The 15,312-nt window shown below is 37.3% G+C and carries 14 protein-coding genes; 5 read left to right on the top strand and 9 right to left on the bottom strand.

Going from position 1 to position 15,312, the window contains the following annotated elements; translation table 11 throughout:
• Nucleotides 1-112: 112 nt before the first annotated feature.
• From VYM24_RS22220 to VYM24_RS22230, 3 genes are all read right to left on the bottom strand, one after another.
• Nucleotides 113-1,228 carry an EpsG family protein gene (locus VYM24_RS22220; protein ID WP_291548883.1) on the bottom strand — a complete coding sequence of 372 codons (1,116 nt, stop codon included), beginning with the start codon at nt 1,226-1,228 and terminating at the stop codon, nt 113-115.
• Entirely contained in the window at nt 1,225-2,325 is a 1,101-nt protein-coding gene (locus tag VYM24_RS22225) for a glycosyltransferase (RefSeq protein ID WP_291548881.1), read from the bottom strand. The genes VYM24_RS22220 and VYM24_RS22225 overlap by 4 nt, the downstream gene beginning before the upstream one ends.
• A 79-nt stretch (nt 2,326-2,404) precedes the next feature.
• Entirely contained in the window at nt 2,405-3,490 is a 1,086-nt protein-coding gene (locus tag VYM24_RS22230) for a polysaccharide pyruvyl transferase family protein (protein ID WP_330940963.1), read from the bottom strand.
• A 667-nt stretch (nt 3,491-4,157) separates the two neighbouring features.
• On the opposite strand from VYM24_RS22230, the gene VYM24_RS22235 reads away from it, so the two are divergent.
• Entirely contained in the window at nt 4,158-5,147 is a 990-nt protein-coding gene (locus VYM24_RS22235; protein WP_330940964.1) for a hypothetical protein, read from the top strand.
• A gap of 37 nt (nt 5,148-5,184) precedes the next feature.
• Nucleotides 5,185-7,191 (top strand): bifunctional DNA primase/helicase, encoded by a 2,007-nt coding sequence (locus VYM24_RS22240; protein ID WP_330940965.1) that lies wholly within the window; start codon nt 5,185-5,187, stop codon nt 7,189-7,191.
• Between the two features lie 151 nt (nt 7,192-7,342).
• Here VYM24_RS22240 and VYM24_RS22245 read toward each other — a convergent pair whose 3' ends face one another.
• Nucleotides 7,343-7,603, bottom strand: coding sequence for a DUF4248 domain-containing protein (locus VYM24_RS22245; protein ID WP_291548873.1), 261 nt, complete (start codon nt 7,601-7,603; stop codon nt 7,343-7,345).
• Between the two features lie 243 nt (nt 7,604-7,846).
• Between VYM24_RS22245 and VYM24_RS22250 the strand changes: the two genes are divergently transcribed.
• From VYM24_RS22250 to VYM24_RS22260, 3 genes are all read left to right on the top strand, one after another.
• The gene (locus VYM24_RS22250) at nt 7,847-8,386 is read left to right on the top strand and encodes an HU family DNA-binding protein (protein WP_330940966.1); all 540 of its coding nucleotides are present in this window, start codon (nt 7,847-7,849) and stop codon (nt 8,384-8,386) included.
• Nucleotides 8,387-8,492: 106 nt separating this feature from the next.
• Complete coding sequence (locus VYM24_RS22255; protein ID WP_165361061.1) at nt 8,493-8,597, top strand: smalltalk protein; 105 nt, start codon at nt 8,493-8,495, stop codon at nt 8,595-8,597.
• Nucleotides 8,597-9,010, top strand: coding sequence for an N-acetylmuramoyl-L-alanine amidase (locus tag VYM24_RS22260; RefSeq protein ID WP_330940967.1), 414 nt, complete (start codon nt 8,597-8,599; stop codon nt 9,008-9,010). The genes VYM24_RS22255 and VYM24_RS22260 overlap by 1 nt, the downstream gene beginning before the upstream one ends.
• Before the next feature lie 78 nt (nt 9,011-9,088).
• On the opposite strand, the gene VYM24_RS22265 is transcribed toward VYM24_RS22260, so the two are convergent.
• From VYM24_RS22265 to VYM24_RS22285, 5 genes are all read right to left on the bottom strand, one after another.
• The gene (locus VYM24_RS22265) at nt 9,089-10,543 is read right to left on the bottom strand and encodes an MATE family efflux transporter (protein WP_330940968.1); all 1,455 of its coding nucleotides are present in this window, start codon (nt 10,541-10,543) and stop codon (nt 9,089-9,091) included.
• 111 nt (nt 10,544-10,654) lie between these two features.
• Entirely contained in the window at nt 10,655-11,569 is a 915-nt protein-coding gene (locus tag VYM24_RS22270) for an aldo/keto reductase (protein ID WP_291548871.1), read from the bottom strand.
• 25 nt (nt 11,570-11,594) lie between these two features.
• Nucleotides 11,595-13,418 (bottom strand): Coenzyme F420 hydrogenase/dehydrogenase, beta subunit C-terminal domain, encoded by a 1,824-nt coding sequence (locus VYM24_RS22275; RefSeq protein WP_330940969.1) that lies wholly within the window; start codon nt 13,416-13,418, stop codon nt 11,595-11,597.
• Between the two features lie 34 nt (nt 13,419-13,452).
• On the bottom strand, nt 13,453-14,214 hold the full coding sequence (locus VYM24_RS22280; protein WP_291548867.1) for an SDR family NAD(P)-dependent oxidoreductase: 762 nt from the start codon (nt 14,212-14,214) through the stop codon (nt 13,453-13,455).
• 1 nt (nt 14,215) lies between these two features.
• Complete coding sequence (locus VYM24_RS22285) at nt 14,216-15,295, bottom strand: 3-oxoacyl-ACP synthase III family protein (protein ID WP_330940970.1); 1,080 nt, start codon at nt 15,293-15,295, stop codon at nt 14,216-14,218.
• Nucleotides 15,296-15,312: the final 17 nt, after the last annotated feature.

The following is a 15,312-nucleotide window of genomic DNA, read 5'->3' on the forward strand; positions in this document are numbered from 1 at the left end:
AGGGAAATTACTGAAAGACATTTTTTGCCGAAAGCATTCAAAACATATTTTTGCATTTATTAATTCTGATTCCATAACATATAGTACTTTGGAAATTATCAAAACATGCATTTTAGATTGTAGATCCGAATCGCTCTCCTTCTGAAAAAATATTATAATAAGGTATATATATATCTTTGTAATACCCTTCAATAGAACCTTTTCTAAATTGAAAATAAAAATATAAGATTAATACCATGTACCAGACAATTTTTGTAGTACGACGATGATATTGAGATACTATTAATAATAGCATTACTGACAAACCACCTGTAAACAAAGAAGTAGCCCTTGCAAAATCAGGAATAATCTGTAGAAATAGTCTATTAAAGCTAATACCACAAACATATAAATTCAATAACACATTATATACTTGATTACCCATAAAGAACTTCTTTCGATAATAGCAAAATAATAACACAAAAAATATACTGCTTAAATATGTCAATAAATATTGCATCGGATTCATTGACAAACGATCAGGAATATCTCCTGTAACATAAGCATTCAATTTCTCTTGAAATGTATCACCTACACCAGCATATAAAATAGTTATTAACTTTAACACATTAGCAAATGTTGTTTCACCTAATAACCCTACTATAACAGCAATAGTAAAAATTCCTATTAGTACACTAAAAGAATATTCTTTTCTAACAAGAAAATACATAGGAAAGAATACAATCACACTTCTATGTATAGAAAATGCCAATAGAAAGAAACAGAGGAAAGGGAAAAACTTCTTATCTATTATATATTTATACGAACATAATATTATACTATTTGCCAATGTATATCTAATAGGAAATACCATTAACGCAAATGAAACCAATAATACCATACATTGGTTCACTTTCATATCTTTGGCGAAACGAGCAATAAAAAACAAGTTCAAGAAACATTCTACGAATAAGAAAACGGTAAACGAATCTGAAAAACCTCTTATCAGTTGGTTTAGGCAAGTATAACCAAGTTCAAAACCTGCCTCTTCTCGCCAAATAGAATTATTAGAATGAATAAAAAAATCATAATATGAAGTCCAATCCGTACCAGTTTTCCAGCGTAAAGATTGAAATAAACCTACTGCTAATATTCCACATAATAATAGCCATTTACGTTGTTTTGGCTTAATACATTCCTCTCCTATAACCAGAAGAGACAAAAAAATAAAGAGAAGTTGATAAATCACTTCGTATTAAATATTAATTCAAATAACTTTAACGATACATCAAATGAATATCTTTCATCAAACAATTTTCGAGAACATTCATTATATTTATACTTCAAATTTAAATTTCTAATAGCACAAATAAATTCATCAGCACTATCACACTGGATTGCCATAGAAGAATTAACATAATAACCAGTTAAGGCTTCCATTGTGGCTAAGATATATTTACCATACATAAGTGCTTCTGCTGTTTTAACCTTCATGCCACCTCCAGACAATATTGGCAATACCATAAAATCCGCCTTCTCATAGTATGGAGTCAAATCTGGTACATCACTCAAAATAATGAGTTTTTCATCTTCTTTTACATCACTTTTCAATTGATTCATTCCAGCCCCAACAATTGTTAGACGTAAATCAACATTAGGCAACACCTCTTTACAAAACCACTTTAGCCCTTCTACATTGCCATAAAAATAACTTCCAACAAACAAAGCTTGTTTATGAACATTGTCGACTAATTGTTTTTTTTCACTAGAATCAATAATATAGTTGGATTTGAATGTAATGGGAATACAAGCATCTGACATCCGTTTATACATAATCTGAAGTTCTGCAGCATCTCTTTCATTAAGTACAATAACTTTATCTGAATACTTGCAAGCAGACTTTTCATTTATTCTAGCTAATGGCAACCAATAATAACGTAAATAATCATGATTTACTATAACAGACGCTTTAACAAAATTATATTCTATATTATGAAAAAAAGTATAGATTCGTATATTTGAAAATTTCTTTTTAATTTTCTTGGACAGCAATCCTAATAAGGAACTATCTATAAACACATCAGTGTAGTGACTCTTCGCTATTTTTCTCAGGATTTCATTTTCCTTTTCCTTTTGTAGCCCTCCCATATACCCTTGAAAAATATCATATATTCTTTTTATTTTAGTAGATAAGAAATTCCTATTCTGATATGGTTTAATAATATATGAATCCACATATTCTTTCCCAAAAAGCTCCTCTATTGATTGGAGATTTCTATGGCTACATTGTAACCCTCCCGTAAAAGATTGTTCGCTAGTGAATGAAATATATAAAAATCTTCTCATATTAATTTATTTTTTTATTTTTTCTTCTCTAAAAGATATGTACTTGATATTAACAGCAACTATACATAAGTATTTCAAATCAAGATTTTAATGCATTATGAAGAAATCTAAAGGATTTTTTTTGAAGTTCTGAAATTTTATCATTATACTTTTGCCATTCAAACATACAATTATCAGTATTTTCAATTTCTAGCAATGAGAATAATGACTCAATTCTAAAATTTCCACGACGTTCATTCCCTATAAACATAAACGGTTTATTGAACAAAATGGAAAATACTGTACCGTGATATGAATCCGTAATGACAAACTTAGAATGATATATATTATTCAACCATTGTTCTATAGTAGTATCCGAAGTTTCTATACCAAATAAAAAATAATCACTATCCATACTCTTAGCCTTCTCTTTTACAATTTTCAACTTGTCTGAAGTCTGATCAAGAACATAGGCAAAAATTTTATCAGATGTCAAATTTACTGTTGCCCCACTATTAACCAACATAAGATAGTTATCAACTGATAACAATAAAGTAGGATCAAGCGTCACCTCTGCTTTCACAGTATTCCAACCATAAATATTTAATTGTTTTAGAGCAGAGACTTCTCTAACAGATACTGCATCAAATTTCGCATAAAGTTTTGATAAACATCTAATGTCACTATTATTGAATTCACAACAAGATGTATCCATAGACACTGCATAAGCGATACGTTTAGCTCCATTATCATCAAGAAACTTAAAGAAATAGTTTTTAATCCCTAGCGCAGTGGTCATACTCTTTCTCCATACCTGATCAGAGCCAACAATGTATGCATCAAAACCATTTTTACAGATTTGCTTAATCTCTTTTATCGATCTCACTGGAGTAGTATGTGGTATATAGTGATCATAAAAGGGAAGTACCATTTCGCAACTTTTATCTATCTCTGCATTTTGATATTTTTCATATAAAATGCAAATGTCCTGCCGAAAAATATATTTCTTAATAATACGTTTAAGATATGAATATGGTTTAAGATACCAAGGTAAAAAATATACAGTTCTAAGATAAATATGAACAACATCATGTCCCATATATTGCAGAACTTTCACTAAAGCATAACGCTGCAAATTCCCTCCATAATTATTATCAAATGGAAGGTTCAATAATGCTATTTTCATCTAATTTACAATTTAAATAATTCCATAATACTTTCAGTATATTTATTTCCAGCTATTCGAAAGTCGTAATTCAAATATAATTACCTCTTAAAAATTGGACATAAACGTCTAAAAAATAAATACATTGACAATTTCACAAACAATCAGTTCCATAGTAACAATAAAGTCTGAGATAGAACCTCTCCTATAGCATTATAAATGCAATTCATCAATAATGATAACTGAAACCATTATACTATTTCAAAACTACCTTCTAAATCTTTCGTCAAAGGGTTTACTTTTTCATAACTCAAAACAACAACGAAGAAACTTCTCTCCACATCTCCACGAACTCATCCTCTGTAGCATACTCATGAAAAGCACTGAAGATACGAATATAGAAGCTCAACTTCATATCTTTACCAGCCCGAACTCTCGTAGTAAGTGCGACGACTGATATGACAGTCGCTGCAAAGCTGTTCAATACTTACCCCAAGACTGACTCGGAACTGATTAATATATTCACCCAAACTTTTATTTTTACATGATTTTTCTGTTGTTTCAAGCATGATTTTCTATAACTTAATCATTAAAATTCTATAATTATATTGACTATCGTACCAACATGTCGGTACGATACATTTTTTCATTTAATGTACCTTCACCACAAATTAAAAAACAGCAAACAATGAAAGCACTTAAAACGAGTATTTCCGTTATGGAATTACAAAAGATAATCAAGCAATGGAGGAGTCGAAAAATCACAGATTCAACCATCTCCAAATTACTCGATTTATATCTCGGACTAACAGCTTATATGAATGAGGAGAAGGTTTATCCGATAGAAAACTTCTATGACATTAAGATGTCATTAAGGTTTTCTACCACGCAATCACTCATAGAGGCCATAAAGAGAAGCCAATCATTTGAATTCATTCAAGATAATAAAGCAAAACAGATTAAAGCATTTTATTCACCACTCTGGTATCATACAAATTCTAAAAATGAAACAAATGAGATTATAAGTACAACCAGTACATCACCAACTTTATCACAAGCTTTTGCGCAAACTCTTGTGGTAGATAATATATATACTAAAGGGAGTTCTTCTGACGAAGAACTTTCGCCTATTAGCGAACCACCTTCCAAGAACTTTCCTTCTAAAAAAAATATTGTTACACCGGAATCTTTAGCTGCCGCCAAAGAGTTTTTTCATCTTATCAATAAGGATTCCACGCAGAAAGCACAGATACTGACGCCACTCATCAATTGGTTCCAACTGCACGAAGGACTCACACGCAAACACGCATGTGAGAATCTCATTTATCTGGTCAACGAACTACTAATTCCTTATTTTGCTTCGCAGGCACGATTCATGAAATCCAATCACACCGGACGGCTCTGCTGGTTGAACAATCTGTTGAAATCAGCCCACGGACAACATCTGTTAAACGACGCTGCAAGAACAAACAGAGAGAAACGAAAACAAGCAGTTCATGAAATAAGAAGTAATCAACGCAACAATCATCCTCTCAGCGAATTCGAATGGACAGATCCCGAATCCGAAATGCGATTCTACGACGATGAGATGGAAGGAACAGTAAATATACCCGAGGATGCACCATCAAGACCATCAGCAGAAGCGACATGGAATGTGTTAAGCAACAAATGGGTATAAGATTCCCATAAACCATAATTTATAATTCATAAATCCAATGAAACCATTTTATTATCTATGTGACTTTCCCGAACGTAAGAATGCAGGAAAGAACTTCGTAACAGAGTGCCCTAAATGCGGCAAAAAACATCTTTATATTTCCAAAACGACAGGAGCTTTTCATTGCTTCTCCAGTGGTTGCGACTTCAAAGGAAAGCTCAAAGACTTCTGGGAAGAAAGACCGAGCTATAATTCGTCATTTACCGGAACAGCCGGTGATAAATTTATGGGTACAAATTATCCTACCCGCAATATCCGCCAGGAAAGAGAATCGGGAAACGGCAGTGGAAAAGCCACATCCGAAGTACCTATGATTCCCGAAGATTACAAAAAATTACCTCCCGAAGTATTCTCCAAAATCAAACCGCTGACAGATGATCCCGAGACTAAGGACCAGAATCAACTCGCTGCCCGACGCTATCTTGCAGATCAAGGCATCTCACTGAAAACGGCTATTGAAGCCCATATCGGCTGTCTCATGCATCGCTGCTACGGCAAGGATGAAGACAACAAGAGCACTGGAACCATGTATCATTGCATAGCCTACGTCAACTTTCTGAACGGACAGCCCATAAATGTCAAATATCGCTCGTGCGATCCCTCAACTATCAAGGCCACAGATGAAGGAGAAACAACCGGCAGGGAAAAAGCTGCCGGATATACCAAATTCTGGAGCCAGGATTCACCAACCACCCCTTGCCCACCTTACCACATCGACTGCATCAATCCCCTGAAGGTAGCCGAGGAAACCATCCTCCGACTCATCATCACCGAAGGTGAAAAAGATGTGCTTACACTCAAAGAAGCAGGCTATCATTACGTTATTAGCGTACCCAACGGAGCGGCAAGCGATCTCTCTAAAAGTTTCGAAGCCTTCGAACCCTGGATAGACCAAGTGAGGGACATCGTGATCTGCGGAGACATCGACCTACCGGGAAGAACCCTGGTGAAGCACCTCACCGACTACTTCGGAGAGCGTTGCCTACTCACCACACTACCCGGCGACTGCAAGGACATTTCCGACGTACTCGCCACATACGGCATCGAAGTCGTACACGAAATCATCGAATCCGCCCGACCGCAACACACAGCGGACATCGTCACCGTAAGCGAACGTGCAAACGGGATTCTGAACGTACTGCACGGAGAATACGACCACGGATACGACGTAGGTTACGGCCCCTTGACCGACCATGTATTCCACCCCACCGACCAGGGAGGTCTGATTATCGAGACCGGAGTACCCAACAGCGGAAAGACCGATTTTCTGAACGACCTCACGTGCCGGCTCATGGCCAAGACCGGACGCTATGTATGCTACCTCTCTTTCGAAGTGCCCGACAAAGACAAGCATATCGCCCATCTCGTGCAGCTCATGCTGGGAAAAGTGAACACTGTAAATTATACCCAAGAACAGTTGAAACCTATTGTCAGTTTTCTGGATAGCCACATGGTGCACCTCGACTTGCATGAAGTATCCCCCACTCCCAACAATATCATCGCGAGAGCGGACATGGTGCGGCGCACTCTTCCACTGAAATATCTCATTATCGATCCATACCTCTTCATGGAGGTGGAAACCAACCGGTACAACACCGAAACCCAAGCCATAAAAGCCATGCTGACGCAGATGCAGGCATGGGGCAGAACCAACAATATATGGGTCATCATCGTAGCCCATCCGCGCAAACTCACCAAACTCAACGGGAAGAACGAGCTGGAAGAGATTGACATGTATACCATCGCAGGCAGTGCCAACTGGGCCAATCTGGCCGATTTCATATTTTCCATATCCCGCATCAATCGGCAGGACAGCAACTATACCCGACTCGACATGCTGAAGGTGCGCGACCAGGACCTGTGCCAGACAGGAAGCGTCCTATATGTCCGACAAGCCTGCGGACGTTACGACGAACGGGAGTCTGAAGAGCAAGTAATAGCGGAAGCACAAGGCAAAGTCATGAGTAAGGATCATTCACCTTGGATCAGTCTCATCGAAAGTTGAGGGGAATAACATTTGCGGCTGCGCCGAGCTATGCTTGTGCAAGTGTATGCTTACACAGCCGCAAGCGTCAGGCTTCGCAGCCGCAAGTGTCAAACTTCACAAGTGCCACTTTCAATTCCTCCCTTCTCAACTCCTTCAGTAACGCTTAAAATTACGAAGGTTTCCCTATATACTCAAAAATCAGTTCCACCTGTTTGCTGGTAAAAATCTGTTGGGCGGAGCGGTAACCCGTATCCAACAAAGCCTGATACAGAAGCACGTTCCCGTGCAACCAGCGCGAAAGGCGGTTAAGAGCCGAACGCTCCCCGATTTCAGGCGCGTATGCACGCGCTAACTCACTTTTGGAATAAGGACGGACAGACCATTCTTCTACGGGTACATCCGTATCATGACTACATGTAATTTTCTTCATTTTACGATAACTTTTAGAGTACTGTTTATGCTATAAAGGTACAAAAAAGTCATCGGATATCACCTATTCCGTAACAATTTTATCAGGTGTCAATGTCACTCATTTTCATAGGTCCGGGAGGTTGTATCTTTGTATTGCTCACCACGGAGGACTCAGAGCTTCACCGAGTTTTTTCCCGAACAGTTCCATGTCTTCCCGTGAGAATATAATTCTTCAATTATTAACCCTTTCAATTTATCTATTATGGGATTGAATTACAGTATCGCAATGCTCAAGAACCCGCAAAACCAGGATGAGAACGCAAAGGCGTATGCCAAGTCACAAATCACAAGGGAACTGTCCCTGAAAGAACTGAGCCGCCGTGTAGCCGCGCAGACCACCGCCAGTCGTGCCGATGTCACCGCGGTTATCATCGCTACCGTGGAAAATATGATTGACGGCCTGCGTGCGGGCGAACAAGTAGACTTCGGAGATCTGGGAAAATTTCGTCTTCAAATCACCAGCCGGGGTGCGGAAACCGCAGAAAAATTCACGGCTGCCAACATCACCGGAGTTAATATCCAGTTCATTCCGGGCGAAGACTTGAAAAATATATTCTCCGGTCTTGAGTTTTCACCCGTACCTACCCGTGCTGCCACACGTCTGCTGCTCAAAGCTCAAAAGGCAGGACAGACGACAGTGGACTTTTCAAAAACGCCCTCTTCCGGTGGAAATTCCGGCAGTAAACCGGATGACGGTGGCAACACCGGTGGCGGAGGACTGGATGAAAACCCGCTGGGATAGAATTTAAAAGCGTAGCCTTCAGAAATTAACAATGAAAGGCTGCGCAGATTCCAATTACCAATTACTAATCACTTATCACTAATAATTAATCACTAAATTACGGTTTATGGAAAAAAAATCAAAATCAGTATGGGGCATTGTCCTCAAAGTTATCGTCACGGTGGTCACTGCCTTGGCCGGTGTATTCGGTATAACCTCCTGCATGCACTGATGAGAACCATCACACTCATTATCATTCACTGCTCAGCCACGCCTCAGGGCGTGCGCCTGAGTTTTGACGACTGTCGGCGGGATCACATCCGCCACCGTGGCTTCAATGACATTGGCTATCACTTCTACGTGACACGCGACGGTGAGATTCACCGTGGACGACCTTACGAACGCATTGGAGCACATTGCCGGAATCATAACCGCCATTCCTTAGGTATCTGCTACGAAGGTGGACTTACCGCTTCCGGACAATCGGCTGATACACGCACCTTACATCAGAAAGCTTCGTTAGTAGCTTTACTGCGCGAACTGAAACGGGTATTTCCACGGGCATTGATAGTAGGTCATCACGACCTCAACCCGATGAAAAACTGTCCTTGTTTTGATGCGGCAAAGGAATATAGGGAATTATAAAATTATACCGTAAAACATTTCCTTTTTATAAGGCATCTTATCAGATGCCTTATAAAAAAACTGTTATAAAATTCGATATCATCTTCTAAATCTTCGTTTTACATATAACCAAACTTTTTGTTTGGTCAACATGTCAATCCCAATCCAATATATTGCGAATATAATTATAATAACAGTTATAAAACCTATAAAAATGGAGTGTGGAATACTATCAACGCCTATTATATGATATAAAAAAACAGGTACAGGTAAAGCTACCACAGTAACCAACAAACAGGGCTTAAAAACATTCCAGACATCTCTCCAATAATAATTTGCTATTTTCACTACCAATATAGGCTTTACTACTAACCCCAATACGGCATAAGTCAATAAACTAGCCCATGAAAGAGCGACAGGAGAATATCCCGCTTTAAATAAGAAATAGATTATAGGAAATCTTATTAAGCCCAAAGTTGGTGATATCAAAGCATTCTCCTTTAACCGTCCTTTAGCATACAAAGCTGTATAAAAAGAAGTATCAAAAACTTGAAACAGACTCTGAATAACTATAATCTGAAGAAATATAACTGTATAATCAGGCACAACACCCAGCCATATTTTTAATAAAGGATGTGCGAGAAGACAGACAGGAAAACAGATTATAAACATCATATAATAAGAATATTTGGTGGATGCCAATAGTAGCCTTTTAGAACCCATCAAGTCGCCTGCTGCCAGTTTCTTTACTATCTGTGGATTAGCCGCCGTACGAAAATTATCGACAAACTGGCTGGCTGCCATATTTACCTGAATAGAAATAGATCGTGCTGCAACCACGGCAGGTTCAAAAAACATATTCAACAAAATCAGAATGCCTTGGCTATTAAGAGCCGTTGAACTACTGGCAAATAAACTCCAGCCCGAAAATCCCGCTATTTCTTTGAATATAGCCTTATCAAAGACAAAACGATAAACCGTTTCCTTAAAATGCCGACTACAATACAAACGATAGATACAAATGAGTCCTACCTGAACTATGAATAATAAAGTGGCATACAATTTTAATTTATCATAACTGCCAATGGATAAAAGATAGACTATTCCTAGTTTTGCCGAAACTTCTATAATGCTCATATATGCAAAAACCGACATTTTCTCATGTGCAATAATACTTGCATTATAAGGAACTTGTGTCAATGTAAACACAGCAGTTAATATGGATATATGAAAAGTATAAACTGCAGCGTCCATCCGCTCAGCCGGTATCACCAATTTATTATAAAGAAACCATACTCCGAGCGTTTCTGCAACTATAACAACAAAGAGAGCAATTGCTATATGAATAGTCAATGTTGTAGAGAAAGTTCTCTTCAACTTTTCAAGATTGCCTGTTCCCAGTTCGTAAGTTAAAAAACGAGACGAACCTGTGCTGAGCGCACTATTAATAAAAGACAAAAAGCCAACAATTCCACCTACGGACTGATAAATACCATAATTGTCAACTCCTAACGTTTGTAGTATCACACGTGAAGTATACAATGAAACTATCATTGTAAACATCATACGAAAATACAGGAATGCGGTATTTTTGGCTATGGTTTTATTTGTAGAAGGTACAGAGATCAAAATTAGTAGGAATAAGTATGATTATAGGACCATTTTCTATAATATGGAAAAATCACAATTATCGGGATCAAAACGAAGCCGTGAATTGATATTTAGATTATCAATAGCAATCATTTCATCTGCACTCAACTCAAAATCAAAAATTGAGATGTTTTCCAATTGGCGTTTCTTATTCAAAGACCGCACAACAGGAATTAAACCATTTTGAATATGCCAGCGAAGTATGATTTGAGCAATAGATTTATGATATTTCTCAGACATACGTTTAAGCAAAGGCAAACGAGTCAACCTTACGTCCATACGTGCAATAGGAGTATAAGCTTCTACTTGGATACCACAAGACTTACAATATTTTATTAATTCCTTTTGTGTAAAAAGAGGATGAACTTCTATTTGATTTATCGCAGGAACAACTTCAGAAACACTTAACAATGCTTCCAAATGATGCTTATGACAATTAGCAACCCCAAGTGTCCGACAGTAACCCTCTTTATACAATTGAACCATCTGCTTCCATGTATCCAAATATAAATCAGTAACAGGCCAATGGAACATTAATAAATCCACATAATCAGTCCCCATACCCTCCAATTGCTGAAATAAGCATTCTCGAATCTTACCACTCCTTTGCGCCTGGTTACTCACTCTTGTTGTCAAAAACAAATCTTTTCGATCAATGCGGCTTTTTCTTATAGCTTTATTTATTAAAACGCCATCTCCATATGAGGAAGAAAAATCCAATAATCTAAAACCTGCTTGAAAAGCATGCGCCACAGAATTGACATAATTATGATATAGTACAGGACGCAAACAAAATTTATTATAAGCTCTAAACCCTAAATTGATTATAGGAATGTCTGACTTCAAATTCAAATTTCCACTACGAGCCGCTGCAGGACCAATACCAATAGCTGGAATAGATACACCATTATTTAATTGAACTTCATTCATAATATTCTATGCATTTCAAAAGTCACTACAATTTCCAAGCAATATTTTTCATTACTACTTTAGCCGGATGCCCACTTACCAAAGTGTGAGCTGGCACATTCTGAATAACATAAGAACAGGCCCCCACAACTGCGCCCTCCTTTATCTTCACACCCGGACAAATAACAGCACCACTACAAAGCCAAGTATGGTTTTCAATAATGACAGGGCGTAAAACTTTATAGCCTTCTATAGCAATAATATGAGCATTTGTATCACGAATACTTACATCTCTGCCGAGAGAAACACGCCCTTTCAATTCTATTTTTTTTCCACAGATAATTGTAGTATTATAATTTGTTCCACAATTGTCAATACCAAGATAAGCATTAGCAAAGACTTCTATATTTGAACCATAACCTAGACAAAAACGTTCTGTAACCAACATATGAGCATTCTTTTCAAGAAGTAAACGTGTCTCTTCTTTCGATTTTCGAAATCTCTTTACTCCAAGCATGAATGGCCCATGTAATTCAAGCTTCGATCCAGTATGAAACTCAATCACTGAATAGGGAGTGATATATATAAATCCGTTATTAGTCCAATCTGTTTTTACATGTCTACAAAAAAAATTGAAATATAAAAAACGAGAAAAAACCCACGGGTTATATTGACTATACCTCAGAGCTAATATAAAAGGTTTAATTATAGATTTAATTTTCTTCTTGAATTGGGTTTTGAACCTTCGTTCTTTTTCATGGAAAGAAAAATATTGAGGAACGACTTCCTCAATAGCCTTCCTATCTAAATCACGAAAAAAGGCATCCCTATTCATCATCGGCATTTTCTGTTCATGCAATAATGCGGGATTTCCAGGCAATATCTTTTCAATAGTTGTTTCTAAAGATGTGATATTTTTAAGCTGCTTATAAAAAGTCAATCCCTTAGAACTATTGCACATAACTGCCGATGTGCCAGCATTATCATCAATATCTTTCAGATAAGCATATTTTTCCACTCCCCAAAAATCTGCAATAGTAATATCAGACATACGAGGAAAACCCTTAAATTGACAAGAATAACAAGACGGACGGCTTACAATATTACCATGATAAGCCATTGAATAAAGATCATTATCTTGTGCCCGACTGTACATTGTCTTACCATTCTTAAAATCAAAACGTTTTACAAGACTACGCCAACCTAATTCTTTATCTTTAAACTTAAAAGAAACAAGTTGACTTCCAACCTTCCGCTCCCAATAATCAAGATATTTAGCATAAAATTTAGGAGATGTGATACTCTTGCAAATAAAATCCACAATAATAAGATTCTCATAATCTTTATTGAGAAAACGGCGAAGAGCAGCCATTTGACAAGGGGTACCACAAATTAAGACCTTCTCACCTGCCACCAACAGTCGTTTTACTTCTTTATAGATTCCACAGGTCTGGCTCTGAGAGTACTTGCTCTGACGCAACAGGGTAAGATCCGACGGATTATTAGAAATAAAATGTGAGACTGAAAAATCTTTATTATAAATAGCACCACCAACATAACCTCCCTCTCTATACATTTGTTCTGCAAGAGCAGAAAAAAGTCCTCCTGTAGTACTACCAAAACGGACTTCTATATTTTTATGTATAGCAGCAAAGCAAACAGGATACTCAAAATCATTCTTTTTCAGAGTTTCAATGTGCAACTGAGGACATGTACGCTCACAAAGTCCACAGTTAATGCATTTATCTATATCAACCCGAGGATACCAAAATCCTTCTATATCAGTGGAAAGCGTAATAGCATCTTTCGGACAGACATCATAACAAGCATTACATCCACAACAATTTCTCTTTTCTTTAATATTTATCATCAAATTTTACATTTAGATGCCAACACAGAGCAGATTACCTCGCTGTATAACCTCCATCCACAATTAAATTTTGCCCTGTAACCCAACGAGATGCATCACTAAGTAAATAGATACAAGCATTAGAAACATCTACAACTTCACCCAATCCCAAAGGAAAACCACTTACACGTTTCTGATAATCTTCCTCCGAAAGATCTGAAAGAAAATTTTGCATTAAAGGAGTTAAAATAGTTCCAGGAGAAATACAATTGATACAAATCTTCTTCTTTGCTAATTCCAATGCTATGGAACGAACAGCACTAACCATTGCCCCTTTAGAGGCAGCATAGGCCGATACTCCACCACGCCCTATAATTGAAGTAATAGATGATATCAACACAATATGCCCACCATCCCTGAAATATTTCTTATTACTAAAATAACGGATAAACTCAAAAGCACCTAAAGTATTTACTTTAAATACATTCATATAGTCATCAGGAGTCAACAATTTTATTGGCAAAGTTTTTTCAACACCAGCTGCATAGACCAGACCATCAATCTTACCCTGTTTTTCAACTATTTCATCTACAAGAGTTTTTATCTGGTCTGTCTGAAATAAATCAAACATATAATAACAATGTCTTTCCGGATGATCTAATAATGACAATGTTTCTTGCAAACGAGCTTCATTACGAGCTATAAGTATAACTTTAGCCCCCATCCTACTACAATCTATTGCACACTGTTGTCCAATGCCAGAAGAAGCACCAGTCACCAATACAGTTTTATCTTCAAGTGAAAAAGGATTATACATATTATCTTACCAACTCACCATTCTCTACTTCTACAATGCTGCTAATTCTACAGTCCACAAAGGGAACAATAGCGGTAGCCCAAGTCATACCTACCCCAAAAGCACTCATCAAAATATTTTTCTTGCCATCAAGCTTATCCTTCAACTCACTGACAATTGTTAGAGGTACAGAAACAGAAGATGTATTGCCAAACTTGGCAATAGTAGCAGGCATCTTGTCCGGATTAAGTTTCATTTTCTTTGCTATGTAAGAATTGATAAAGTTATTGGCCTGATGAAAAACAATATAATCAAAATCATCTGTAGACATTTGAGAAAATTCAAGTGTCTTCTTTATGTCACGCGGGATCTCACGAATAACAAAATTGAACACATCACCACCTTTCATATAACCTTGTTCATCGCTCCGAATATTACCATATTCATCAACTACTTTTTCCCGAATAGTATCTGCACTACTCATATGACGATAGCCACCACCAGGTATCATAATCAAATCTGCTCGAGAACCATCTGAATTGAGTGAAAAGATGCTCTTGCCATACTTTACATCACGCTCTACAAGAGCTGCAACACCACCATCGCCAAAAATAAAAGCACTACGCCGGTCTTTAGGAGAATACACTTTACTACGTGTCTCTCCATCAAGAATTAAAGCTTTACGAATATTCTCACCTTGCATCATAGCATATACTACAGAAAGGCCATAGCAGAAAGCAGAACAACCAAGAGTTATATCGAAGGCTATACAATTATGCGAAAGCCCTAATCGCTCCTGAAGAATAAGTGAGGTAGCTGGCATACGATAATCCGGTGTCTGTGATATAAAGACAAGAAGGTCTATCTCAGATCTATCAATATTATTATCCTTCAACAGTTTTTCTGCTGCTGCAAAGCAAAGATCAGAAGAACAAGTATTTTCATCAGCAAAACGGCGCTCAAAAATGCCTATCTTATCAACAATCTCTTTTACTTGATCTGCAGGAAAGCACTCTGTGTATTCATAATTATTTATTACACGTTTAGGTACAGCAGCAGCCATAGCTGATATGCCAATATTCTGATACGTAAGAAAAGCCATTATCCCTCAATATATAT

Origin of the sequence: Bacteroides sp. MSB163 (genome assembly GCF_036416795.1) — a bacterium.
GTDB lineage: Bacteria > Bacteroidota > Bacteroidia > Bacteroidales > Bacteroidaceae > Bacteroides > Bacteroides maternus.